Here is a 24,562-nt window from a genome sequence, read left to right as displayed (position 1 = left end):
ATGATTAATAATCATTTGTGAATCCCTAACTTTGGAACTTTGTCATGTTGAAAAATATCAATCCTACACAAACAAACGCTTGGTCAGAATTACAAACATTATTTGCTAACAGTTCAGATATGCAAATATCCTCACTTTTTTCTCAAGATTCAAACCGTTTCGAGCAATTCTCTCGCCAATTTAATGGTGAACTTTTAGTCGATTTTTCAAAAAACTTAATCACAGAAGAGATCTTTAACAGCTTATTGAAGCTTGCTGAAGAAGTTGATTTAAGTGGGGCGATTAAGTCTCAGTTTTCTGGTGAAACAATCAATGTGACAGAGAACCGTGCCGTATTACACACTGCATTGCGCAACCGTAGCAATACACCAGTAATCGTCGATGGCGTTGATGTGATGCCACAAGTTAATAAAGTGTTAGCGCAGATGAAAGCCTTTTGTGCAAAAGTACACTCGGGTGAGTGGAAAGGTTACACCGGCAAACGTATTACTGATATCGTAAATATCGGTATCGGTGGTTCAGATCTTGGCCCTTACATGGTGACAGAAGCACTTTCTCCATACAAAGTTGAAGGCATTCAAACTCACTTTGTATCAAATGTTGATGGTACACATATTGTTGAAACGCTAGCAAAAGTAGACCCTGAAACAACGCTATTCTTAATCGCTTCAAAAACATTCACGACACAAGAAACAATGACTAATGCTAACAGTGCACGTGATTGGTTCTTAAACTTCGCGCAAGATGAAGCGCACGTTGCTAAACATTTTGCTGCGTTATCAACCAATGCTCAGTTAGTCACAGAGTTCGGTATTGATATTGAAAATATGTTTGAGTTCTGGGATTGGGTTGGCGGTCGTTACTCTTTATGGTCAGCAATCGGTTTATCAATCGCATTAACAGTCGGTTATGACAACTTTGAAGCGCTGCTTGAAGGTGCGCATGAGATGGATAACCATTTCGCTGCAACTGAATTTAAAGATAATATCCCAGTTATTTTAGCGTTAATCGGTATTTGGTATAACAACTTTCACGGCGCAGAAACAGAAACGATTCTTCCATATGACCAATATATGCACCGTTTCCCTGCCTTTTTCCAACAAGGTAACATGGAATCAAATGGTAAATGTGTGGATCGCAATGGCGATGCAGTTGATTACCAAACGGGTCCAATTATCTGGGGTGAACCAGGTACCAATGGTCAACATGCTTTCTACCAATTAATTCACCAAGGTACTAAACTGATCCCTTGTGACTTCATTGCGCCAGCTGTTAGCCATAACCCAGCAGGCGATCATCACGCTAAACTGCTTTCTAACTTCTTTGCACAAACGCAAGCGTTAGCATTTGGTAAAAGTAAAGAGCAAGTAGAAGCTGAATTTGTTGCTGCGGGTAAAACGCTTGAAGAAGTACAAGAGCTAGTTCCATTCAAAGTATTTGACGGTAATAAGCCAAGTAACTCTATTCTGGTTAATAAAATTACACCTAAAACATTAGGTCAGTTGATTGCAATGTATGAGCAGAAGATCTTCACTCAAGGTGTTATCTGGAATATCTTCAGCTTTGATCAATGGGGCGTAGAGCTAGGTAAACAACTAGCAGGTCAGATTTTGCCCGCGCTTAATAACAACGATAAAGTAGACGCACACGATAGCTCTACTAATGGTTTAATCAATGCTTGGAAAGCTTGGAAATAATTTTTCAAGTCATCAACTAAGTCATAAACTAAGTTATTAAAAAAGCAGCGATTTCCGCTGCTTTTTTGTATCTGTTTATCTATCTGATATGATGAACAACTTATCGAAATTGTGAGGTTTTATGAAATATTTAGTGACAGGTGCAGCAGGCTTTATTGGTAGTGCAGTGATTGAGCGTTTAACGCAGGCCGGGCATCAAGTGGTAGGGATTGATAACCTAAATGATTATTACGATATCACGCTAAAGGAAGCTCGTTTAACAAGGGCTGAGCACGAATTATTTCGTTTTATCAAGTTAGATTTAGCGGATAGAGAGGGGATAAAGGCTCTTTTTGCCACGGAGTTGTTTGATCGTGTTATCCATTTAGGTGCCCAAGCTGGAGTGCGCTACTCTCTTGAAAATCCACTAGCTTATGCGGATAGTAACCTTGTTGGACATATCAACATACTAGAAGGGTGTCGCCAAACTAAGGTGAAACATCTGGTTTATGCATCATCAAGCTCTGTTTACGGTTTAAACGCTAAAGTACCATTCTCGACAAAGGATGGTGTTGATCATCCCGTTTCACTTTATGCAGCGAGTAAAAAATCTAATGAGCTGATGTCTCATAGTTATTCTCACCTTTACGATATTCCAACTACTGGATTACGTTTTTTCACCGTTTATGGCCCTTGGGGGAGACCCGATATGGCACCTTTTATCTTTACGAAAAAGATATTAGATGGGGAAACTATCGATATTAATAATAATGGCGATATGTGGCGTGACTTTACCTATATCGACGATATCGTTGAAGGGGTTATTCGTGTTGCTGAACTGCCGCCGGTTAAAGATGAACAGTGGACTGTTGAAGCGGGTTCTGCTGCGAGTAGTTCTGCACCCTATTCAATCTATAATATTGGTCACGGCTCTCCGATTAATTTGATGGACTTTGTGAAAGCAATTGAAGATGAATTAGGTATTGAAGCTAAGAAAAACTTTCGAGAGATGCAAGCGGGTGATGTTTACCAAACCTTCGCAGATACGACGGATCTTTTTGAAGCGGTTGGCTACAAGCCTGATGTCACTGTAAAGCAAGGCGTCACTGAGTTTGTGCAATGGTACAAGAGCTTTTATCAAATAAAATAAAGTTAGAAGAGCAAGTTTAACGGTTTAACTTGCTCTTCTGTTTAATCAACAGAACTTGTTAAACTGTTCAACGACTTGTTCGGTGCTAATGTCGGCCATGATATGTTCGCCTTTAGCGCGTGCACTCCAAGGTAGCTGCTCTAGCGGTTTTCCGTGCTGTTCCTGCACATGTTTTTCATACACACTAATTACGCTATTCGCACTTAAGTAAGGGCGTGTGCGATTAGGATTACTGTGGCCATATAATCCAATAACCGGTGTACCTTGCGTCGTTGCGATATGCGCTGGACCAGAATCTGGTGCGAGTATTAGTTTTGCTTGTTTAATGGTTGCGGTTAACTGCTTAAGAGATGTTTTTCCAATAAGGTTAGTGGCATCACCTTGCATCAAAGCCTCAATATTTTCACCTAAGGTTAGCTCTCTTGGTGCAGGTGAACCACATAACACCACTTGAAAACCTTGTTGGATGGCATAATCTGCAACAGCTGCATATCGCTCAACCAACCAGTTACGTTCATCTTTACTCGCAGCAGGGCTAATCACAAATAGTGGTTTATTTTCAACATTGATATTTTTTGCAAAGGCTAGATCTGAGTCAGAGAGTGGAATATGCCAAGTGGGCTCTGTTTTATCTATCCCTAAAAAGTAGGCAAACTCAAAAAAGCTATCCAATACATGGCTTGATGCCGTGTCATCTATCTTTTTATTGGTAAATAACCATTGTGCTTCTTTGGCGCGTTTAAAGTTGAAACCGACTTTATATTTGGCTTTAATACCTAAAGTAAGCGCGCTTGCACGCAGCGCAAGTTGCATATGTAATAGAGCATCAAATTTTTGATGCTTTAGCTTTTTCCATATCGCTCGCATCCCTTTTAAACCGGTTTTTTTATCAAACACAATGACATCGACATTAGGTAGGTCATGTAATAACTGCGCTTCTATTTTGCCCATTATCCAAGTGATATGAGTTGATGGCCACTGTTTTTGAATCGCTTGTACCATCGCCACAGCATGACAAACATCACCAATGGCTGAGAGACGAAGTAGACAGATAGATTTTGGTGCAGTTGTAAATAGAGGCATGTTAATATCAATTATAAAGTCAGGTTATTTAAAGAGTATATGGATAAATCGCTATGTTGAAAACGATTGAGCACAATAAACTACGCATTGTTTTTGATGATAGTTTAATTCACGATGATGTTGAAGCCTGTTTTGATGCGCAATATTGGAAAACGCACAATAAAATCATTGGCTCTGCAGAGGGGCGTGGCACAACTTGGTTTGTGCAATTAGATAAAATTGAAGGGGCTTTACGCCATTACCGCCGTGGTGGTTTGTTTGGCAAGATAGTGTCTGACCATTATATTTTCACAAGTTGGTCAAAAACACGTTCACTTGCTGAATTTTCACTTTTACAAACTCTTAATAAAGCGGGGGTGAATGTCCCTAAGCCGATTGCTGCTATCGCTAAAAAAAGAAATTTTTGTTACCAAGCAGATCTGCTTTCTGAAAAGATTCCCAACGCACAGGATCTCGTTTCCATTCTTCTGCAGCGTGCTCTTACCCCTGATGAATATAGTGCGATAGCAGAACAGATTAAGAAGATGCATCAAGCGCAAGTTAACCATACTGATTTGAATATCCATAATATATTGCTCGATACACAGGGGAAGGTATGGCTGATCGATTTTGATAAGTGTTATCAACAGTCTGGTGAAGGCTGGAAAGAGAGTAATATTCAGCGCTTATTAAGGTCCTTTAATAAAGAGCTTAATAAGCGTCAAATAAAATGGCAGCAAAGCGATTGGCAGCTATTAATTAGCGCTTACCATTCTGCCTGATAATTTTTTATCGTCAGTGCTGTTTTGTTGAGTGCACCTTGGTTTTGTAAAACAAAATCTAGGGCGGCTTTACCCTGTTGTTGGCGTAGGTTTGCATCATTAAACAGCTTTAGTAAGTTCGCGCTTATTTCATTGCTGTTTTGACAGATAGTACAGGCATTAAGTTTTACTAACTGTTCGGTAATTTGTTTGAAGTTAAAGTAACTTGGCCCGTTTAAAATAGGCTTTTTAAGCGCAGCCGCCTCTAGCAGATTATGCCCCCCAACCTTGTCGCCAATTAAGCTACCCGCGATAAAGCAGATATCAGCAACACCCAGTAACACCATCATCTCTCCCATCGAATCCCCCAAATAGAGCTGTGTACTATTTTCTATCGGTTGTTGGCTACTGCGAGTTACAACTGACAAACCACTATTTTCAGATAGTGTTTTAACGCTTAAAAAGCGTTCAGGGTGACGTGGAACAAGGATTAATAGTGCATTGGGCTTTTCCAATAACAGTTGTTGATGAGCAGCAATAATTTGTTCATCTTCGCCTTTATGTGTACTCGCTGCGATCCAAACCTCGCGATTTTGATCAAAGCTATGACGTAGCGTAGCGGCTTGCTGGGTCTGTTGTTGGCTAACGGAAATATCAAATTTTATCGAGCCAGTTACGTTAACTTGTTCTGGTTTCATGCCTAGATCAATAAAGCGTTGTGCATCCTGCTCCGTTTGTGCCAGTACGAGGTTAATGTTTTTTAACAGTATGTTAAAAACAGCAGGAAATTTTTTATAACGATTAGCTGAGCGTTGAGAGAGACGTGCATTAATCACGGCGATGGGAATGTTTTTTTGTTGGCAGCAAGCTAGAGTATTAGGCCAAAGCTCCGTCTCCATGATAAACAGCGTTTTAGGTTTAATTGTTTTAATAAAGCGTTTGATTGCAAAGGAAAAATCCAAAGGCATATAACGGTGCTCAACTAAATCATCTAACTTATCTGCTTCTGCCGCTCCTGTACTGGTGGTGGTCGTGATTACAATACTTTGCGCTGGATTATCTGCTTTTAATTTTTTAATTAATGGGATTACTGCCAACAGTTCGCCCACGGAAACTGCATGGATCCAAATCGGGGCATCTTTCGATTCTTTTAATTGTGGTATAACACCAAAATGCTCCTTCCAACGAGATCCAAATTTTGGTTTATTTGGTTTGCTTTTGTATAAACCGTATAAAAAAAAGGGAGCGATAATGAAAAGCAAAATGCTATACAAGCATCGAATAATCATTGTTATTCCTAATAATGAGTAGAGTTAAAATTGTATCATATAGAAATTACACGATATAATCCTAGCTTCTCTGAATATTTCATTTCATCATCCATGGAAACGTTGTTAATGCTTCTCAAAAAATATTTGATGTATATCTCTCAAAATTACTCTTATGCAATTTTACGCCCTTTGCAAGAAGAGATTTTAGCACGTGGAGGAGAGGTTGCTTGGTTTCTAGAGGGGAAGGAAGTCTCTCCCAAACATCTGACAAATGATGAGCAGCAATTATTGTCCATTGATAGTGTGCGTGCTTGGAACCCTGAAGTGGTATTGGTTCCTGGCAACGTTGTGCCAAATTTTATTCCGGGTATCAAAGTGGGCGTATTTCATGGCTTTAGTGTGGGTAAACTGAATCGTCGCGGACGTCCTGACCACTTTGAAATTCGTAATTGTTTTGATCTCTACTGCACACAGGGCCCTGACACAAGCATTCCTTTTCAAGCCCTCTCTGTAAAGCATAAGACATTTTCAGTTGTCGAGACAGGCTGGTCAACACTTGATCCTTTATTTACTAAATCACCTAATAACCCTTATCTAGATAACAACGATAAAAGAAAAACCATTTTAATGTGTTCTACGTTTTCGCGTAACTTATCTTGCGCACCGATTGTTTTTGAAAAAATAAAAGCTTTATCGGAAACGGGAGAGTGGCGCTGGCTAATCCAGTTCCATCCTAAAATGGATACCGCAGTTGTTGATCTTTATAAATCTATCCAAAGTGAAAATCTGCAGTTTATTGAAACCGATAATGTACTGCCAATGTTGCAAGCTGCAGATGTAATGTTATGCGATACATCATCAATTCTAATCATGCACCTTTTACAGCGTAAACCAGTGGTTGCATTTAATAACAACAGCGGTAACGAATGCTTAATACATATCGATAAAGTTGAAGATATTTATACTGCACTTTGCCAAGCATTAGCACCATCGGAACAGTTAATGAAAAAAATTGATGATTATTGTAATAATATTCATCCCTACAATGATGGGAAATCGAGTACACGTGTATTGCAAGCAGTTGAACAGTTTTCAGCAGGTAATTACAACAGTCTTGCAAGCAAACCATTGAATTTGATTCGTAAATATAAGTTAAGAAAAAAATTGAATTACTGGAAGTGGTAAACTCTATTAATCTTTTACAATCAAATATCTTTAAATTTAAAATATCTATTTTGGGCTATAAATGAAAAAAGTTCTCTTTATTGTACACAACTTGAAGTTTGGTGGTGTACAAAAAATCACTGTTGAGTTAGCTAGAAATCACGCATTACTTGGCAATGAAGTTCATATTCTCTGTTTAGAGAAAGGAAAGGCAATAGATGTAGATTTTGATTGTCAGGTACACACGCTTGATCTTGCTAAATTCTTATTAAGAAATCCCTTTTTAGCTGTTTATTATGGTCTTTATAAAGTGTTGTTACGACACCTCCTACCTGAGAGTGAATTTTTCTTTGCAAAACCCGTTTTTAAACCGCAAATATTAAATGTTTTGAATGAACTGGAATCAAAAAAGAGTTTTAATGCCATTTTCATTCGCGGTTCGCGCGCAATAAAAAGAACTTGGTGGTTTAAGCGTAAAGAAGCTATTTACAGCATTCATTTACCATACCGCTTGCCTAAACAGAATAAAGGTTTCATTGGTCGTTATAATCATTGGCAGGCCTCTTGTCTTTTTAAAGATAAAAAAATATTCACTGTATCTGAATACATTGCTGTTGCATTAAGGGGGTCATTAACTATACACAATGTATCGCCTGAGTTACTCACTGTAATTAATAATCCTTGTGATATAGAACGCGTTAAGTTTTTGAGTGAGCAAAAAGTTGAGGTACTTGAAGAACCTTATATCTTAGGTGTTGGCCGATTAACAAAACAAAAGCGGTTTGATCTACTGATTAAAGCCTACCATAAAGCTAAGGTAAAAAATTATAAGCTGGTTATCTTAGGTGAGGGGAATCAAAGAGGAGAGCTTGAAAAGCTCATTTCTGAATTAAAACTGGCGGATTCAGTTATTATGCCTGGATTTGTTAATAACCCTTACCCTTGGTATAAAAACGCAAAACTATTTGTTTTAAGTTCTGATTTTGAAGGCTTTGTAAATGTAATCACTGAAGCTTTAGCGTGTGGCACGCCAGTAGTTAGTACTGATTGTGGACCTGCTAATGAAATTTTGAAAGGGCGATTAGGTAATGCAATAATGCCTAAAGGAGAATATATTCCATTAGCAAATAAAATTAATGAATATTTAATTGACCCTATTCTTCCTACCTATGAGGATATTGAGTGGCTTTCGTTTGAAAACATAATATCTCAACAAATGGCTGTAATAGGTGACTCGAAGTAACTGTGTTATTAAAATAAATTATTCTAGAAAGTGATTAATATGAAAGTTAAATTGATTGATAAATTAGTACCAAATTCTATTAGTAAATATCTAATATGATGACGCTCTAGATTTCTATAAACATCACTTGGACGGTTTCTAATTGAACTTATTTTTATATTAGGCGTATCGTAAAGTAGAGGTAAAATGTTTAAAAAAGTGTTTAAAAATTTATTTTCACCTATATATTGTTTATTAATTAGGCCTTTAAGCTCAAGAAATATAAGGGACTTCTATTATAGTGTTTTTAAAATGAAATCCTTTAAATTATTTATTTGCAATGATTTTTCTATTAAAAATGAAGAGGGGGTAAGGATTCAATACTTTTATAGAAAGAAAGTTGATTTTCCGCATCCAATTGGCATTGTTATAGGGGGGGGGGCTCGTTTAGGAATGAACTGCCAAATTTATCAAAATGTTACAATTGGAAAAGGTCATGGTGGTTACCCTACACTAGGGGATAATGTTACAATTTTCGCCGGCTCAACATTGTTTAATAATATTACCGTTGGTAATAATGTCATTATAGGGGCAAATACCCTTGTAAATATGGATGTACCAGATAATGCGACAGTTTATGGGAATCCTGCCGTTATAAAGCTAAATAAATAAGCTTGGATTACTGATTTTGTATAGCGGTAAAGGAGGGCGAATTGATAATTGAGTTGATTTTTATAATATCAATGGAAAAGTTTATTTTGGTGAAATGACGTTCACTCCTGCAAATGGTATGGAAATACTATCGCCTAGTGAGTATGCAAACCTTTGGGGAGATCTTTGGAAGATCGACCATGATAATACAGAGTTATATACCAATCGACAGTAGGATTATAACCAATTAGATCATTTTTATTACAGTCTTTCTCTACAGTTTCTATAGATGTGAATATTAATACCTCTGCTTAGATGTTAATATTCACTGTGCAACTTCAATGAGCACTAAACGCAGGTATACAGTCTGTTTTCATTATTACTTAAGTAATTCTTCGAAATACTTTATGTGCTCTAAAACAGTGTTATGTGAGCTGAAATGAGTCGCTAAGCGCTTTTTAGCTGTTTCCCCCATCTGTTTACTTATATTTTTATCGGCAAGCATTTTATTCATTGCTGCAGCTAATTCCGAAGAATCATTCGTTGCAACAATAAATCCTGTTTTACCGTCTTCTACTAACTCGGGAGAACCGCCTGTTGTTGTAACTATTGATGGTGTTCCATTAGCCATCGCTTCGATAATCGTTCTTGGTAAGCCTTCTCCACTGATAGAAGGTTGTACTTGGAAGTCGGCCATCGTCATTAAAGAGGGAATATCTGTTCTGTGGCCTATATAATGAATTCTATTGGCCATTGGGCTTGCTTTTATTTCTTCAAAGTGTGGTTCAAAGCCACTACCTGCTAGAATCAAATGAAAATTTTCATCTAAGATTTCATGAGTTGCTTCAATTAAAACTGAGATTCCTTTACTTGGTCTAACGTGTGCAGCACAAACTGCAATTTTATGCGATTCATCTAACTTAAATTCGCTTCGCTGGGTTGCTGGTACTGTATACCAATCAGACTGGTGCCCCTTATAAATGGTCACCACGTTTTTTTTGTTTTTCCAAACTCGAGAGGCTACATCTTTTTGTACGGCATTTGAGACACATACAATGCCATCTACCCTTGGATGAAGTTGAGTTAGGTAAGCACTTGGATCGTGTCTGTATAGGCCACCTGTTGTACCTCTGTAAGCAATTAACTTTACCTTAATACCAATACATGCAAATGCAGCATTAGGAATCGTTTTAGAGTTAAAAGCATAGCAAATATCATATCCGCCTGTTTTTAATTCTTGTCGAATACGTTTAATCGTTTTAACACAAATTTTTTTAGTCGGGTAACAATCGATGACATTAACACCACTCGTTTTTAACCTATCGATGTATCCTGACTCACCTTCTGTCATTATGGTGACTTCATGCCCTTGCTGTACCATTTCAATAAAAATTTCTGCTTCAGGACGAATACTGTTAAACGCATGATTATAGGACGCGCATACTAATATTTTCATAATAATTCCATAAAGATAAAGAGGTGTCTAATATGATATCAAAAGTCATCGCTATTCGCCCCTAAATTAAAAGGGTTAACTATTGTAAAATAGAGTGATCGCAGTAAACTTAAATTCTAATTTAATAGAGTTATTATCATGAAAACAATATCAGCATTAATTATTAGTAAAAATGAAGAAGATAGAATTACTCCCTGTTTTGAGTCACTTAAAGGTTTCGCAGACGAAATCATTTTATTTGACTCTGGAAGCACTGATAAAACTGTAGAAATTGCTAAGCAATATACCGATAAAATATGGGTCACAGAGGATTGGCCAGGTGATGGTTTCCAAAAAGCAAGGGCACTAGAGAAGTGCACTGGCGATTGGGTATTAATTATTGATGCTGATGAATATTTAGATGATCAAATGAAACATGAAATAACTAAGCAGTTATCGGATCCAAGTCTTCAAGAAGTTGCATTTAAATTACCTTGGGGAAATCTAATACTAAATAAATTAATGAAATTTGGTCGTTCATCTCGAGCTCCAAAAAGGTTATTTAAAAGAGAAGGGGCTGAAATAACTAAAGTAGTTGTCCATGCCAATGTAGTAACTCAAGGAAAAGTATCTACTTTGAAAAAAGGCTATTTAATGCATAATTCATTACGTAGTTTTGAGCATCTACTTGAAAAAAATAGAGTTTATTCTTGGGAGACCACACTAAAGTATTTTCAAAATAGAAGACCAAGTTTAGGTGTGCATTTTGCCGTCTTAAGGGCTATTTGGACGTTCCTATTAATTTATATTATTAGACTCGGGTTTTTAGATGGCAGCCGAGGATTGATGATGGCAGTGATGTTTGCTCAGGCTTCATTTAATAAATATGCAGGGTTATGGTACCTAGAACAAGAAGATAAAATTGCCAATAAAAAAAATAAGAAATAGCAACTCATATATTAATAGGTTAGAAATGAATTTAGAAAAAAAAATTTGTGATATTACCGTTGTTGTACAAGGGCCCGTGCAAACTTTTAAAGATAGGAAACAAGAAGAAGGGATCACAGTAAAGTGCTTAAAGTCTATCAGAGAGCACTTACCCGGCGCAAAAATCATACTGTCTACTTGGCATGGTCAAGAACTTCAAGGATTAGATTACGATCAACTCGTTTTGTGTGATGATCCTGGGCAAAATATTCGTCAATATAAGTTAGATGGAACACCTAGATATTATAATAATAATAGACAAATAGTTTCTAGTAGTGAGGGGCTAAAGAAAGTAACAACAAAGTATGCGATGAAACTAAGAAGTGATAACTACCTTACTTCTAATGATTTTGTAATGCTACAGAAAAAATTTCAAAAGCGCTGTAATGATTATAAATTCTTGCAAGAACGTGTTGTTATGTCGAATGTGTTTGCTAGGCAGTATTCAAAAGGCCATAAAGTAGCTTTTCACTTAAATGACTTTTTTTATTTTGGTCTCACTAAAGATCTATTAACACTTTGGGATTTACCGTTAGTAGAGGATTTTATTCCAACTAAGGAGCAACCCTACCATGATAGCCATCCTAATTATGTGATTGATTGTGCTCAGCTATTTTGGTTGAAAGCATTAAATAAATTTGATCCATCGATACAACTTGAACATCTATTAGATAATTCAAAAGCAAAGTTAAAACAGTCAGATATTTGCTATGCGAACAACATAATTATTGGCGAACCTAGTGACATTGGTTTGGGACTTTGTAAAAGGTTTATAGAAAATTCTAGAGTCTCTAGACCTAAAGGTAAATGTGCTCATATTTATTTTTTTGAATGGCAGCAGCTTTATAAAAAACACTGCGACTCTGGGTTCAATGTTGAATGTTCTTTAGTGGAGAAAATCGAAGTATTTATTTATCGTTTAATGTATACGCATTCTCTTTACATAGAGGCGAAATTTAGAATCATGAAAAGAAAGCTAAATTGGTACTCCACTAACTAAAGAATAAAAAAAGCTTAACTCATGGGTGGCAATTATAAGAGGAGTTAAGCTTTTTAAACACTGAAACCAGTTTTCTAACTAGTTAGTCATCAAACATTGAATCGAGGATATCACTGTCCCTCTCAATATTAATTGAGACTGCAGACGGGTATGGGTTTGTTGGAGAGTAATCATTCACTAAATAGCGGCGAGTATGAGGTAATCCAAATAAACAACGATCTGTTCTAACACCATATTTTTTTAGTTCTTCAATTGTATACGCTTCTTCACTCTCTGGGCGTGAAGATGTTAACACAAGGTATAAATACCCTTCATTTTGTAAAGCGGCAATTTTTTCTAGGTTTTTAGTGATACCTTCTGTTCGCCAACCATTCTTGGCAAATTTACTGCCATTTTTGAGTAGCACACCATCAACATCACAAAATAGAGTAAAATGCTTTTTACAATAATGCCTATACTCTCTTAAAGTTCCCCAATCGAGATAAGTGTTTGCGCTAATTAATTTGAACTCAGCTTCATCAAGCAACATTTTGTATATAATATGAGAGATATAGACCTCTTCATCAGAGTCTATGCTTTCATATATTCGGCAGAACTCTGCTGCATTTTCAAAGCTATAACCTCCGCAGCAAAAGAAGTTACTTATCACATCTTTTTCAACAATATTTGAAATAATACCCAGTGAGTCTACTTCTACGTAACTTTTGTTTTTTGCGTCAACTAGCTCCACATCATTAAGATCGATGGTACTGACTGCATTAATAGGCTTGGCATCGCAAGTAAACACGTTATCACAATCTTTAATGAAAATAGCACCCTTGATAGATGCTTTACCGATTGCGCTATAAATAGTTTCAGACTGTGATGATGTCGGTTCATCAAGTATAGCTAGCTCTGGTTTAATACCTGTACATGCGGAGAAACTATTGATGACATTTTCTTCGCTGGTATATTTTTCTAAGTGCTCTTTCAGGCAAACAATAACAATACGATCAAATAATGTTAAATCTAATCCTTCGATAGACTTTTCAATCATTAATTTTCCATCAGGCATTGTTAGCAACCATTTGGGTCTCATTCCAGGAAACCTAGACGAACGACCTGCGACGGGGAGTAATAGAGTAAACATAATTTTTAACCTTCTAGTCTTTTTAAGCTTTTACAGAGGGATTTGTTGAACCAGTTAATGGTAACACTGTCAGATTCATCTATATATGGTGCTATTCTTAATAATGTCATTATCTCTAATACCTTCATTTCTCGTGGATATAATTGTATTAAGGTATCTATAAAATTAGGATAAGCTTTTTTACAAAAAAGCTGCCCTTTTAATCTTAAGCTACTTTTTTCTTTTCTAAAGCTCCAGCCATATATCATATCTTGAATAATTTTGGCCGCATCCTGAAGAGGACTTTCGATAAAACTATCTAAGAAGTCGAAAATATAAAGCTTATTTTCTTGGGTTACTTTCATGTTTGAAAGCGTTAAGTCTCCATGGCAGGGGCCCATAGGTAAGGTTAGATCTTTCAAACAACACTCTTTTAATTGAGAAATAATATAATTCAAAGAGGGAAAAAGATGAATGTTATGACGTGTGTTTTTTTCTATTTCTTGTATTTTATTTAATACGATAGTGCTGCTGATGGTTTTAACTTCTGATTTGGCTAATGCATCTATTAAATATGAATTTAATGCAACCTTAATATTATTAGCTGTAATTCTAGTGCCCTTGTTTGGCATTGAGTCACCGCCAACCCCTTCAATATAGGGCATTTTAATGACTAATTTTTCAGGTTTTTCATCTATAAAATCTATAGGGATTGATAAAATTTCATAGCTACTTGTGAGTAATTTAGTAAACCTTTGCTGCTTCTCTACTGCTAATTTGTTACGTGCAATGGATTCGTAGACTGTCTTTTGAACAATGAATTTTTCATTTTTTTTCATCACTTTTAGTGATGCTCCTGAATGAGATGCTGCTTGAATTTTTTTATTAATATCCATTGTGTTTTTTCTCAATTATATGCAGATAGTGCATGATTCTGCTTATTTTAAATGCTTTCTGTCTTTTAGTGATAAACATCATATTATTTTTCACTTATAACCTTCTCGTTAGTACAGGAAGGCGGTTTGTTATTAAGCGCATAAATAATCAATACAAAAATAAAAATACTTTGCCCATGATTAAATGGGGCATCTGTGAGTGCGGATATTGAAAAAAGTAAAATTATACAAGTAGTTATACGCTTGTTGTTTGCTGTAATATATTTTGCTTCTATTAAGGGTAAGGTTAATAGTAAGATAAATAGTGTTAGCCCTATCACGCCATTTTTTATTAATTTATCAGCATATTGATTATGATAATGGGGAGGACCATAGCGGTAAAGATAAAGTGGTACTTTTCCTTCTGAATATAGCCTATTTAATTTTTCTAGTTGTTTATTACCTGTTCCCAAAAGTAGATCGCCTTTTACCATATCGGGTGTTACAGCTAACATTTGTAACCTCAGGCCAATAGACCCTGTCATTTGTCCCTTAGATACCCTATTTATATCATATTGTGTTTCTTGAAAGCGCTGCTCTATTTTTGGATAACAGAGCATTATGGTTATTAATAATAATGTGAGGGTTGCTAATATTTTTTTATAATCATATTTTATTTTACTAGACCTAACTATTAAAACAATATTAACTAATATGCTAATTGAGAATGCAATCCATACTCCCCTAGTTTGGCTCAAAACTAATGCTATGATAGAAAACAAAAAAGAAATTAATAGTAAATTCTTTTGAGGCTTAGAGTTTGCGATAAGTCGAAGGTTCAATGACAACAATGATAACGTTGCTACTATTGTTGCAAAAGGGATTGCATTTATTGGCCAATGGGCTCTATTCAAATCAATAATACTTGAATAGTAAAAAGCTGACATAAAACTAACGAACGAGCCAATAATTGTTAATATTATTAGCAATCTCTTAGTTAGTAAATCTTTCGGGAAAAAAGGCAAAAAAACTGAAAGAGCAATAAATGCTCGAATTTCTCTTGAACTCAAACCATGATAAAAGTAAGAAAATATAGCGTATAGGGTTATAGCAAAAATCAACCATAACATTTTGCTATTGGCTATATTTTCCTTAGCCACTTTTAAACCTTGAGTCGCGATAGAGGCTATAACTGCAACAGCCATCATTATGACCATCCCTTTGTCGCTATCTTTGTACAAAAATAAACCAGTAACAAGCCATAGGTAAGGTAAAAGTATTAATAAGTTGTAAATGTTTTGTGGTATCTTATTTTTTGTCATTAATGTTCTTCATATGTCTTTTTGTATCCTATTCAACAGTTTTAAATTTGGCTGAAGGTAAATCACTTAGAGTGGTTCCAGTAATACTTAATCGCGCGTAGTTAAGTATTGTTAGTGGCATTCGGACTAAGACCTTATGGAAGTCTTCTTAATGCAATCAAAACTTTTCCCTGTTAACGTCTGCATTATGTGCTAATTCTTGTACATATGAACAATGTTTCGCGGGGCCGTTAAAGTTGTATTATATTGCGACCAATAAATCTCATTATCACTTACGATGAACATGCTTAACTCTTAATTTATCAAAGTTGCCTAGGCCTGATTATACTGATTGGTACCTAGAAATTACTAATACTTTTATACTATTTAAATGTAAAATTGTTAAAAAACACCAATTCTTGTTAAATTACGCTTATGATTTTTGCGCTAAATTTTAAGGACATGGAAATGCCAACATTTAAACTAATAGAAATTGCAGAAACAATTCAACGTTTGCAAAGTGAAGAGGCCATTCTAGTGGATACTCGTGACGAGCAAACATTTGCCGCGGACCATGTTGAAGGGGCCTTCCATTTAACTAATGACACGTTGAAAGAGTTTACGGATGCAGTGGAATTTGAAACGCCTGTGTTTGTGGTTTGTTATCATGGTAATAGCAGTAAAGGTGTTGCACAGTATTTAGCTGAGCAAGGCTATGAAAATTGTTATAGTGTCGAAGGTGGTATGGCAATGTGGCGTCAATTAGTGCCTTGCGAAGAAAATGCTCAATAAAATAGTATTCATAAGAAAAATTAAAGGTTAATGATGAGTGTAGTAGATACAGATAGCATCGATGCTATTGGTTTAGATAAAGAAGCTAAAAGGGTATTTCTAACGATTGTTGATCCGCTTGTTTGGGATAGTGAAAATGTGCATCTTTTTACCCTGCAAGAAAAAATCAATACCTACTTACATTTTGTTGAGTCAGGTGAATTATTGAAAGCGATGCCGGATAGTGAAGGTTGTGATATTGCTATTGAGCTTATTTTAAAGCATATGCCAACCGATGATGCGATTAGCTTCTTCGATAAAACCATGCAAATATTGTTTGATAAAAATATCGTGCTTGTTTTTGGACCCAACAAAGAAACGGGTTATGTTGAACAACAGTCTTAAGTAATTCTGCTGCAAAGGTATGCTTATAAAAGCGACGCAAGTCGCTTTTTTTATGTGAAACTTTTGTCTAGAACACTTTGTTCGAAACTGTAGTAACAATCAGTCATTATTATCTATTGGTGCAGTGGTGACAGTTTTAAATAAGTTTTTAGTAGATAAGTAGCCTAAAGCCACTAGTTTTTAGTAAACATACGCTGTAGTAAGGTATTTATAATACTTTTGTTAAAATATGTTCCAATTTTTTAACTTTCCCATTGCAACTTGCCCCTAACCTTTGGGATAATCGCGCCCATCTATCGATGTTTACCCCAACTAAACCATATCAGGAGAGTTTTATGCCATCTCGTCAAGAGCTAGCTAACGCGATTCGTGCTTTAAGCATGGATGCCATTCAGAAATCTAATTCAGGTCACCCAGGCGCACCAATGGGTATGGCTGATATCGCGCAAGTTCTATGGACTGATTTTCTAAAGCATAATCCAACTAATCCAGAGTGGGCTGATCGTGACCGTTTTATCCTTTCTAACGGTCATGGTTCAATGCTTATCTACTCTCTATTACATCTGACTGGTTACGACCTTTCAATGGATGATATTAAAAGCTTCCGTCAACTACATTCAAAAACACCAGGTCACCCAGAATTCGGTTACGCACCCGGTATTGAAACAACGACTGGTCCACTAGGTCAAGGTATCACCAATGCTATTGGTATGGCTATTGCTGAAAAATCTCTAGCAACGACTTTCAACAAAAAAGATCATGAAATTGTAGATCACTACACTTACACGTTCTTAGGCGATGGCTGTCTAATGGAAGGTATCTCTCATGAAGCATGTTCACTAGCTGGCACGTTAGGTCTTGGTAAACTGATTGCATTCTGGGATGACAACGGTATCTCTATCGATGGTGAAGTTGAAGGTTGGTTCACTGATGATACACCTAAGCGTTTTGAGTCTTACGGTTGGCAAGTAATCTCTGTTGATGGGCATAATCCTGAAGAGATTAAAGCGGCAATCATCGCTGCACGTGCTGAAACAACTAAACCAACAATGATCTGTTGTAAAACAATCATCGGTTTTGGTTCTCCTGCTAAGCAAGGTACGCATGACTGTCACGGTGCTCCACTAGGCGCTGACGAAATTATTGCTACACGTAAAGCACTAGGTTGGAACTACGGTGATTTTGAAATCCCTGAGCATGTATATGCTGGTTGGGATGCTAAAACACAAGGTCAACAAGCTGAGCAATCTTGGGATGAGAAATTTGCGGCATACGCATCTGCTTACCCTGAATTAGCTGCTGAATACAAACGTCGTGTAAACAACGAATTACCTACTGACTGGGAAGCTAAGTCTTCTGCTTACATTGCAGACTTACAAGAAAACCAAGGTAACATCGCAACACGTAAAGCATCACAAAACTGTATCGAAGCATACGGCGCAATGTTACCTGAGCTATTAGGTGGTTCTGCCGATTTAGCACCATCTAACTTAACAATGTGGTCTGGTACTAAAGCTATCACTGCTGATGATGCATCTGGTAACTACATCCACTACGGTGTGCGTGAGTTTGCAATGGCCGCTATCATTAACGGTATCGCACTACACAAAGGTTTCGTACCTTACGGTGCTACTTTCTTAATGTTCATGGAATACGCACGTAACGCACTACGTATGTCTGCATTAATGAAGCAACGTTCAATTCAAGTATTTACGCATGACTCAATCGGTCTTGGTGAAGATGGTCCAACGCACCAACCTGTAGAGCAAATTGCTAGTTTACGTTTAACGCCAAACATGAACACATGGCGTCCGTGTGACAGCGTTGAGTCTGCTGTTGCTTGGAAATTTGCGATTGAATCTGTTGATGCGCCAAGCTCATTAATATTCAGCCGTCAAAACCTTAAGCCACAAGCTCGTGACGCACAGCAATTAGCTGACGTTGCTAAAGGTGGTTATGTTCTTATTGATTCAACTACACCTGCTGAGATCATTCTTATCGCAACAGGTTCAGAAGTTGAGCTAGCGGTACAAGCTGCTGCAGAACTAACTGCATCGGGTAAAGCGGTACGTGTTGTTTCTATCCCTTGTACTGAGCAGTTTGAATTACAATCTGCAGAGTACAAAGAGTCTGTATTACCAGCTGCTGTGACTAAACGTGTTGCAGTTGAAGCAGGTATTGCTGATTACTGGTACAAATACGTTGGCCTAAACGGCGCAGTAATTGGTATGACTACCTTTGGTGAGTCTGCTCCTGCTGAAGAACTGTTTGAAATGTTTGGTTTCACTGTTAAAAACGTTGTTGATACAGCGAACAGCCTATAATAATTAATCTTCATTGATTATTATTTAAAACCGCGCTTGTCGCGGTTTTTTTATGCCCTATTATTAGTGATCTAATTGCTGACCTGAGGCGTATAGTTTCTAAACAAGCCTTTTAAACTGTCTATTATTTGTTAATATTTAGTGTGTTAGGGTTAATCCCTAGATCTATCAAGGACGATAAAAATGAAAAATCTTTTTCCAGCGCTGCTATTAAGTAGTTTGTTAGTTACTCCCCTGAGTGCTAAACCGTTAGCAAACGAAGCGGGATGGGAGTTTACTATCAGTCTCAATGCCGGTTATGTCAGTGGTCAGTCAAACCTGTCCACATCCGATGATAACGAAATTATTAGCGATGTTGATAGCAAAGCGGAATCAACGGATAGTGTTATCGCTTTCCCTTTTGCACGTATTCAATACACAACAGAAGATTTAAACACGCAGTTTTTCCTTGGTAATAGCCGCGATCAAATCTCAACCTCACAGTTTCAATATGAGCTCGGTGTAACGCATCAGTTTGCCGATAAGAGTAAAATAACCGCAGCTTACTTTCCTGAATTACCGTTATTTAATGATACCTGGGAAGACCCTTTTTTAGTGGATCAAGCCCGTACAAAAACTGATGATAACGCGCAAGGTGGACGTATCCAGTTAGATCGTATTGCAGGTAGTCCAATCACCTTAAAATATGCTTATGCACGTAACAAAGTGGATAATGATAACAGTGGCGAAAGCTGGTCAGGATTAACCACGCAGCAGTTGCAGAGCTTACAACGCAGCAGTCAGTATCATCGTGCAGAGATAGAAACGATGTTTCCTGTTTACTTACAGCAGACAAAAGTGTTTTTGAAACCAACATTACAATATACAGCTCGTATTGCTGATGGTGATGCGATTAGCTATGACGAATACAATTTTCAGTTAGGGTTGCTTATTTTTAGCGGACGACATACTTCTATCACTACGTTTAATATTGGCAATAGCAGTTATAAAGACAAGAACCCTATTTTTGATAACAAACAAGATTCTATCAATTTAGGTATTTTCTCTGTTTATAGCTACGCAGAAGCCTTTAACTGGAAACCGGTCACCTTTACTTTGATTGCTGGTTATAGCCAGAAAGACTCGGATATTACTTTTTATGATGAGAATGGGTTAATTGTTTCAGCGGGTTTGGCGTATACGTTTTAAAAAACACAAAGCATAGCTTTCAGTCTTTAGCTGTCAGCGGTCAGTAAAACCAACTTCACTGTTAGCGAATAGCTGCTACTAAGATAGCAACAAAAAATAGAAATAAAAAAGCCAGTACTAAATAAATAGTGCTGGCTTTTAATTATGTGATAGCTGATAGCTATTTAAGCTTACTCATATCACGTACTGCACCTTTATCGGCAGAGGTTGCCATTGACGCATATACTTTTAATGCTGCTGAAATAGGGCGAATACGACCTACTGCTTTCCATCCGATAGCATCTTGCTTAACGCGACGTTCAGCGAGCACTTCATCTGATACTTGTAGGTTCATTTCACGTGTTGGAATATTGATATCGATAATGTCACCATTTTCGATTAAACCAACCACACCGCCAGCTGCTGCTTCAGGAGAAACATGACCAATTGAAAGCCCTGACGTACCACCTGAGAAACGACCATCAGTAATCAATGCACACTCTTTACCGAGTCCCATTGATTTAAGGTATGACGTTGGGTAAAGCATCTCTTGCATACCCGGACCACCTTGTGGGCCTTCATAACGAATAACCACAACATCACCCGATACGACTTTACCACCTAAAATAGCTTCAACTGCATCATCTTGGCTTTCGTAGATTTTAGCTGGACCAGTAAATGTAAGGTTGTCATCATCAACACCTGCGGTTTTAACCACTGCGCCATCAACGGCCATATTACCAAACAATACGGCTAAACCACCTTCAGTACTGAATGCATTTTCTAGTGAGCGAACACAACCATTTTCACGGTCATTATCCACTGTATCCCAACGACAAGATTGGCTAAATGCTTTCACTGTTCGAATGCCCGCAGGACCTGCACGATAGAAATCGATAACCGCTTGATCTTTAGTCTGCATGATATCGTAATGTGCTAATTGTTCTTTCATTGTTGGGCTGAGAATAGTTGGAATATCGCTGTTTAATAAACCCGCTCTATCTAACTCACCTAAAATAGCCATTACACCACCGGCGCGATGTACATCTTCCATGTGATATTTAGGTGTTGAAGGTGCAACTTTACAAAGTTGAGGAATACGGCGAGACATCTTATCCATATCTTCAACTGTGAAATCCATCTCTGCTTCTTGTGCACAAGCTAATAGATGCAAAATAGTGTTCGTTGAACCACCCATTGCGATATCTAATGCCATTGCATTTTCAAATGCAGCGCGAGAGGCAATTGAACGTGGTAATACCGAGTAATCGTCTTGTTCGTAATGACGCTTAGTAATATCAACAATACGACGACCAGCATCTAAGAATAGTTGCTCACGATCCGCATGTGTTGCTAGCATCGAGCCGTTACCTGGTAATGATAAACCTAATGCTTCTGTTAAACAGTTCATTGAGTTCGCTGTAAACATACCTGAACAAGAGCCACATGTTGGGCAAGCACTACGCTCAACTTTTGCAAGATCTTCATCGGAAACATTTTTATCTGGACCCATTACCATTGCATCAACTAAGTCTAGTTTGATGATTTGATCTGAAAGCTTAGTTTTACCCGCTTCCATTGGACCACCTGAAACAAAAATGACAGGGATATTTAAGCGTAGCGCCGCCATTAACATTCCCGGTGTGATTTTGTCACAGTTAGAGATACAAACAATTGCATCAGCACAATGTGCATTAACCATATATTCAATCGAATCAGCAATGAGGTCGCGAGAAGGTAGGCTGTATAACATGCCAGAGTGACCCATTGCGATACCGTCATCAATCGCGATAGTGTTAAATTCTTTTGCGATACCGCCAGCTGCTTCAACTGCACCAGCAACCAATTGTCCCATATCTTTTAGGTGAACGTGACCAGGAACAAATTGTGTGAATGAGTTCGCGATGGCAATGATTGGCTTACCAAAATCATCATCTTTTACGCCTGTTGCGCGCCATAGAGCACGAGCACCTGCCATGTTACGGCCGTGAGTAGATGTTTTTGAACGATACTGTGGCATATAAATTCCTTTATTTTAATGTAACTGCTCATTAGGCTTTTATTTAAGGTGCTGTATTGTCACGATAAATTAGCTTGGCTCTGAGCATTTATTCAATGATAACTTTAATTGTATTGGTTAGGTTTTAATTTGAGTGATAGCACTTGCAGGGCTGTGGTATCAGCAGTTAAAAGTGTTACCTGATTTAACCAGATAACACCTGCTTTCACAACCTATGCACTTGCTTTAATCTCTGCTTGTTGGGCTAATAGACTTACTTTAGTAACCCCAAATATTTTTTCTAGTTGCTTAGTGAGTAAACTAATCTCACGTTCACTGTATACCGTTAAGCTCAGATGTAAGTTCTGTTCATTGTCGGTGGTTTCAGCTTGTAATGTTTGCACATTAAAGCCGCGATGGCGCACAACACGTAATAAGCGCTCTAAAAGCTCCGGGCTATTTTGACTTTCAATGGTTAGTTGCGATTTCATTGTAGGCTCTCCATCATCTTATCATTTGCCGCACCGGGTGGGACGAGTGGCCAAACGTTCTCCTCTTCAGAGATTGAAACGTGAAGTAGGTAAGCACCTTCACTTTCAAGTAGCCGTGTTAATGCATCTTGTATTTGAGATTTTGTTGAAATTGTTTCCCCTGGAATATCAAAGGCACTCGCGAGAGTCACAAAATCAGGGTTATCGGTGAGGATGGTTTCGCTATAACGACCATCAAAAAATAGCTTTTGCCATTGTCGAACCATACCTAAACGTTGATTATCAATCAGTAATATTTTAACCGGTAATTTTTTACGTTTGATGGTACCTAACTCCTGCACGTTCATCATAAATGAGCCGTCACCAGAAACAGCAATGACCATGTCATCAGGACGTGCCACTTTAGCACCAACCGCGGCAGGAATACCAAAACCCATCGTACCTAAACCTGAGCTTGAGATATGGTTTTCGGGTCTGTCGACAAACATATGCTGGGCAACCCACATTTGATGTTGACCTACATCGGTACAGATAACCGTATCACGGGGTTGCATCTGTGCTAATTGGCGTAATAGTGCAGGGGCGAAAATAGCCTCACCGGGATGATCATAACGGTTGGCAAAATCGACTTTCATTGTTAATGCTTTTTGTTGCCAATCCTCAATCGAAATTTCAACTTCAAGTAGTGGTAATATATGCTTCAGATCTTCTGTCATTGATAGTTCAACAGTACGTAACTTATCCACTTCTGCTGCATCAATATCAAGGTGAATTACCTTGGCGTGAGGAGCAAATTCATCCAGTTTACCGGTGACGCGATCATCAAAGCGTGCGCCAATGGCGATTAACAGATCACACTCTTGAATAGCAAAATTTGACGCTTTGCTGCCATGCATACCGACCATACCTAAAAAGTAGTCTGAATCATGCTCAATTGCCCCAATCCCTTTCAGGGTACAAACACTAGGGATTTTAGTGGTATTAATGAATTGACGAAGTGGCGTTATCGCTTTTGCCATGCCAACACCACCACCTACATAGAGCAGTGGTTTTTGTGCATCGCTGATCATTGCTAGCGCTTTGTTAATAGCTTCTTGATCAACCTTTTCAGTTATCGGCGCTTTACAGATAGATGCGAAGTTAACGGCATCACCAAGTTGAATATCTTTAGGAATATCAATTAAAACCGGACCTGGTCTTCCCGAGGCCGCAAGTTCAAAGGCTTGTTCAATAATTGGGCCTAGTTGTTCTGCATTTTGCACCATAAAGCTATGTTTAGTGCAGGCGAGTGATAGGCCTAATACATCAATTTCTTGGAAAGCATCGGTACCAATAAGGTGACTGGCGACTTGCCCTGTAATGGCAACCACTGGAACCGAGTCCATCATTGCATCGGCAAGCCCGGTGATTAGATTGGTCGCTCCAGGGCCTGATGTTGCAATACAAACCCCGACATTACCCGTTGAGCGTGCATAACCAATAGCCGCCATTACTGCGCCTTGTTCATGACGACAGAGGAGATGGTCAACTCCACCATCATATAAAGCATCATAAAGAGGCATGATTGCCCCTCCCGGGTAGCCAAAGACTTGACTAATATTATGTTGTTTCAATGCTTGAACAACAAAGTTGGCGCCATTCATTATTTTCTTCCTGAAATTACTGAAGTGGGGGCGATTGATTTATATCCGTTAAATCTTCACTATTCTATCGAGAATATGCTTATCTTAAATTGTTGGCTG

General features: G+C 37.8%; 21 protein-coding genes and 1 pseudogene. 13 read left to right on the top strand and 9 right to left on the bottom strand.

Annotated features, from left to right (window positions below; all coding sequences use genetic code 11):
• Window positions 1-44: 44 nt before the first annotated feature.
• Complete coding sequence (gene pgi, locus QQK09_RS18815) at window positions 45-1,697, top strand: glucose-6-phosphate isomerase (protein ID WP_284205734.1); 1,653 nt, start codon at window positions 45-47, stop codon at window positions 1,695-1,697.
• A 121-nt stretch (window positions 1,698-1,818) separates the two neighbouring features.
• On the top strand, window positions 1,819-2,826 hold the full coding sequence (locus tag QQK09_RS18810; protein ID WP_284205732.1) for an NAD-dependent epimerase: 1,008 nt from the start codon (window positions 1,819-1,821) through the stop codon (window positions 2,824-2,826).
• Between the two features lie 45 nt (window positions 2,827-2,871).
• On the opposite strand, the gene QQK09_RS18805 is transcribed toward QQK09_RS18810, so the two are convergent.
• Window positions 2,872-3,909, bottom strand: a complete 1,038-nt coding sequence (locus QQK09_RS18805; protein ID WP_284205731.1) for a glycosyltransferase family 9 protein — start codon at window positions 3,907-3,909, stop codon at window positions 2,872-2,874.
• A 53-nt stretch (window positions 3,910-3,962) separates the two neighbouring features.
• Between QQK09_RS18805 and QQK09_RS18800 the strand changes: the two genes are divergently transcribed.
• A complete protein-coding gene (locus tag QQK09_RS18800) occupies window positions 3,963-4,670 on the top strand; it encodes a 3-deoxy-D-manno-octulosonic acid kinase (protein ID WP_284205730.1) in 708 nt (235 codons plus the stop codon).
• Here QQK09_RS18800 and waaA read toward each other — a convergent pair.
• Entirely contained in the window at window positions 4,655-5,938 is a 1,284-nt protein-coding gene (gene waaA / locus QQK09_RS18795; protein WP_284205729.1) for a lipid IV(A) 3-deoxy-D-manno-octulosonic acid transferase, read from the bottom strand. The two genes, QQK09_RS18800 and waaA, sit on opposite strands and share 16 nt — an antisense overlap.
• A gap of 93 nt (window positions 5,939-6,031) precedes the next feature.
• Between waaA and QQK09_RS18790 the strand changes: the two genes are divergently transcribed.
• The 4 genes and pseudogenes from QQK09_RS18790 to QQK09_RS19435 all read left to right on the top strand — a co-directional run.
• Window positions 6,032-7,105: a CDP-glycerol--glycerophosphate glycerophosphotransferase gene (locus tag QQK09_RS18790; RefSeq protein ID WP_431312614.1), complete on the top strand. Its 1,074-nt coding sequence runs from the start codon at window positions 6,032-6,034 to the stop codon at window positions 7,103-7,105.
• A gap of 61 nt (window positions 7,106-7,166) precedes the next feature.
• Window positions 7,167-8,327 carry a glycosyltransferase gene (locus QQK09_RS18785; protein WP_284205727.1) on the top strand — a complete coding sequence of 387 codons (1,161 nt, stop codon included), beginning with the start codon at window positions 7,167-7,169 and terminating at the stop codon, window positions 8,325-8,327.
• 186 nt (window positions 8,328-8,513) lie between these two features.
• A complete protein-coding gene (locus QQK09_RS18780; protein WP_284205726.1) occupies window positions 8,514-8,978 on the top strand; it encodes a serine O-acetyltransferase in 465 nt (154 codons plus the stop codon).
• 64 nt (window positions 8,979-9,042) lie between these two features.
• Window positions 9,043-9,192 (top strand): annotated as a pseudogene (locus QQK09_RS19435) (hypothetical protein); the annotation flags it as partial.
• 144 nt (window positions 9,193-9,336) lie between these two features.
• On the opposite strand, the gene QQK09_RS18775 reads toward QQK09_RS19435, so the two are convergent.
• The gene (locus QQK09_RS18775; RefSeq protein WP_284205725.1) at window positions 9,337-10,413 is read right to left on the bottom strand and encodes a glycosyltransferase family 4 protein; all 1,077 of its coding nucleotides are present in this window, start codon (window positions 10,411-10,413) and stop codon (window positions 9,337-9,339) included.
• Between the two features lie 138 nt (window positions 10,414-10,551).
• On the opposite strand from QQK09_RS18775, the gene QQK09_RS18770 reads away from it, so the two are divergent.
• A complete protein-coding gene (locus QQK09_RS18770; RefSeq protein ID WP_284205724.1) occupies window positions 10,552-11,340 on the top strand; it encodes a glycosyltransferase family 2 protein in 789 nt (262 codons plus the stop codon).
• Between the two features lie 25 nt (window positions 11,341-11,365).
• Window positions 11,366-12,379, top strand: a complete 1,014-nt coding sequence (locus QQK09_RS18765) for a WavE lipopolysaccharide synthesis family protein (RefSeq protein WP_284205723.1) — start codon at window positions 11,366-11,368, stop codon at window positions 12,377-12,379.
• Between the two features lie 82 nt (window positions 12,380-12,461).
• Here QQK09_RS18765 and QQK09_RS18760 read toward each other — a convergent pair whose 3' ends face one another.
• From QQK09_RS18760 to QQK09_RS18750, 3 genes are all read right to left on the bottom strand, one after another.
• Window positions 12,462-13,457, bottom strand: a complete 996-nt coding sequence (locus QQK09_RS18760) for a glycosyltransferase family protein (RefSeq protein ID WP_431312612.1) — start codon at window positions 13,455-13,457, stop codon at window positions 12,462-12,464.
• A 56-nt stretch (window positions 13,458-13,513) separates the two neighbouring features.
• The gene (locus QQK09_RS18755) at window positions 13,514-14,383 is read right to left on the bottom strand and encodes a phosphotransferase (RefSeq protein WP_284205721.1); all 870 of its coding nucleotides are present in this window, start codon (window positions 14,381-14,383) and stop codon (window positions 13,514-13,516) included.
• An 83-nt stretch (window positions 14,384-14,466) separates the two neighbouring features.
• Window positions 14,467-15,684, bottom strand: a complete 1,218-nt coding sequence (locus tag QQK09_RS18750; RefSeq protein ID WP_284205720.1) for an O-antigen ligase family protein — start codon at window positions 15,682-15,684, stop codon at window positions 14,467-14,469.
• Window positions 15,685-16,131: 447 nt separating this feature from the next.
• Between QQK09_RS18750 and glpE the strand changes: the two genes are divergently transcribed.
• The 4 genes from glpE (at window position 16,132) to QQK09_RS18730 (ending at window position 20,351) form a co-directional block, all read left to right on the top strand.
• Window positions 16,132-16,455, top strand: coding sequence for a thiosulfate sulfurtransferase GlpE (gene glpE, locus QQK09_RS18745; protein WP_284205719.1), 324 nt, complete (start codon window positions 16,132-16,134; stop codon window positions 16,453-16,455).
• Between the two features lie 33 nt (window positions 16,456-16,488).
• The gene (locus QQK09_RS18740; protein ID WP_284205718.1) at window positions 16,489-16,839 is read left to right on the top strand and encodes a DUF6572 domain-containing protein; all 351 of its coding nucleotides are present in this window, start codon (window positions 16,489-16,491) and stop codon (window positions 16,837-16,839) included.
• Between the two features lie 335 nt (window positions 16,840-17,174).
• Window positions 17,175-19,163 carry a transketolase gene (gene tkt, locus QQK09_RS18735; RefSeq protein WP_284205717.1) on the top strand — a complete coding sequence of 663 codons (1,989 nt, stop codon included), beginning with the start codon at window positions 17,175-17,177 and terminating at the stop codon, window positions 19,161-19,163.
• 183 nt (window positions 19,164-19,346) lie between these two features.
• Window positions 19,347-20,351: a DUF2860 domain-containing protein gene (locus tag QQK09_RS18730; protein WP_284205716.1), complete on the top strand. Its 1,005-nt coding sequence runs from the start codon at window positions 19,347-19,349 to the stop codon at window positions 20,349-20,351.
• A gap of 160 nt (window positions 20,352-20,511) precedes the next feature.
• Here the strand turns inward: QQK09_RS18730 and ilvD are convergent, their stop codons facing one another.
• From ilvD to ilvG, 3 genes are all read right to left on the bottom strand, one after another.
• On the bottom strand, window positions 20,512-22,350 hold the full coding sequence (ilvD, locus tag QQK09_RS18725) for a dihydroxy-acid dehydratase (RefSeq protein WP_284205715.1): 1,839 nt from the start codon (window positions 22,348-22,350) through the stop codon (window positions 20,512-20,514).
• A gap of 212 nt (window positions 22,351-22,562) precedes the next feature.
• Window positions 22,563-22,820 carry an acetolactate synthase 2 small subunit gene (gene ilvM, locus QQK09_RS18720; RefSeq protein WP_284205714.1) on the bottom strand — a complete coding sequence of 86 codons (258 nt, stop codon included), beginning with the start codon at window positions 22,818-22,820 and terminating at the stop codon, window positions 22,563-22,565.
• A complete protein-coding gene (gene ilvG, locus QQK09_RS18715; protein WP_284205713.1) occupies window positions 22,817-24,463 on the bottom strand; it encodes an acetolactate synthase 2 catalytic subunit in 1,647 nt (548 codons plus the stop codon). Before ilvG ends, ilvM begins: the two co-directional genes overlap by 4 nt.
• Window positions 24,464-24,562 lie beyond the last annotated feature (99 nt).

The sequence above is a fragment of the Psychromonas marina genome, from assembly GCF_030161115.1.
Classification (GTDB): Bacteria; Pseudomonadota; Gammaproteobacteria; order Enterobacterales; family Psychromonadaceae; genus Psychromonas; species Psychromonas marina.
The sequence above is the reverse complement of the archived record's forward strand: the minus strand, read 5'-3'. Positions and strand labels throughout refer to the sequence as shown.

What these genes read in the sequence shown, in the direction of transcription:
- QQK09_RS18740 (WP_284205718.1), top strand. Translation starts at nt 16,489, where the DNA reads ATGAGTGTAGTAGATACAGATAGCATCGATGCTATTGGTTTAGATAAA.
- waaA (WP_284205729.1), bottom strand. Translation starts at nt 5,938, where the DNA reads ATGATTATTCGATGCTTGTATAGCATTTTGCTTTTCATTATCGCTCCC.
- ilvG (WP_284205713.1), bottom strand. Translation starts at nt 24,463, where the DNA reads ATGAATGGCGCCAACTTTGTTGTTCAAGCATTGAAACAACATAATATT.
- QQK09_RS18805 (WP_284205731.1), bottom strand. Translation starts at nt 3,909, where the DNA reads ATGCCTCTATTTACAACTGCACCAAAATCTATCTGTCTACTTCGTCTC.
- QQK09_RS18750 (WP_284205720.1), bottom strand. Translation starts at nt 15,684, where the DNA reads ATGACAAAAAATAAGATACCACAAAACATTTACAACTTATTAATACTT.
- glpE (WP_284205719.1), top strand. Translation starts at nt 16,132, where the DNA reads ATGCCAACATTTAAACTAATAGAAATTGCAGAAACAATTCAACGTTTG.
- QQK09_RS18775 (WP_284205725.1), bottom strand. Translation starts at nt 10,413, where the DNA reads ATGAAAATATTAGTATGCGCGTCCTATAATCATGCGTTTAACAGTATT.
- QQK09_RS18765 (WP_284205723.1), top strand. Translation starts at nt 11,366, where the DNA reads ATGAATTTAGAAAAAAAAATTTGTGATATTACCGTTGTTGTACAAGGG.
- tkt (WP_284205717.1), top strand. Translation starts at nt 17,175, where the DNA reads ATGCCATCTCGTCAAGAGCTAGCTAACGCGATTCGTGCTTTAAGCATG.
- QQK09_RS18730 (WP_284205716.1), top strand. Translation starts at nt 19,347, where the DNA reads ATGAAAAATCTTTTTCCAGCGCTGCTATTAAGTAGTTTGTTAGTTACT.
- QQK09_RS18810 (WP_284205732.1), top strand. Translation starts at nt 1,819, where the DNA reads ATGAAATATTTAGTGACAGGTGCAGCAGGCTTTATTGGTAGTGCAGTG.
- QQK09_RS18770 (WP_284205724.1), top strand. Translation starts at nt 10,552, where the DNA reads ATGAAAACAATATCAGCATTAATTATTAGTAAAAATGAAGAAGATAGA.
- QQK09_RS18800 (WP_284205730.1), top strand. Translation starts at nt 3,963, where the DNA reads ATGTTGAAAACGATTGAGCACAATAAACTACGCATTGTTTTTGATGAT.
- QQK09_RS18780 (WP_284205726.1), top strand. Translation starts at nt 8,514, where the DNA reads ATGTTTAAAAAAGTGTTTAAAAATTTATTTTCACCTATATATTGTTTA.
- QQK09_RS18785 (WP_284205727.1), top strand. Translation starts at nt 7,167, where the DNA reads ATGAAAAAAGTTCTCTTTATTGTACACAACTTGAAGTTTGGTGGTGTA.
- ilvM (WP_284205714.1), bottom strand. Translation starts at nt 22,820, where the DNA reads ATGAAATCGCAACTAACCATTGAAAGTCAAAATAGCCCGGAGCTTTTA.
- QQK09_RS18760 (WP_431312612.1), bottom strand. Translation starts at nt 13,457, where the DNA reads ATGAGACCCAAATGGTTGCTAACAATGCCTGATGGAAAATTAATGATT.
- pgi (WP_284205734.1), top strand. Translation starts at nt 45, where the DNA reads ATGTTGAAAAATATCAATCCTACACAAACAAACGCTTGGTCAGAATTA.
- QQK09_RS18755 (WP_284205721.1), bottom strand. Translation starts at nt 14,383, where the DNA reads ATGGATATTAATAAAAAAATTCAAGCAGCATCTCATTCAGGAGCATCA.
- QQK09_RS18790 (WP_431312614.1), top strand. Translation starts at nt 6,032, where the DNA reads ATGGAAACGTTGTTAATGCTTCTCAAAAAATATTTGATGTATATCTCT.
- ilvD (WP_284205715.1), bottom strand. Translation starts at nt 22,350, where the DNA reads ATGCCACAGTATCGTTCAAAAACATCTACTCACGGCCGTAACATGGCA.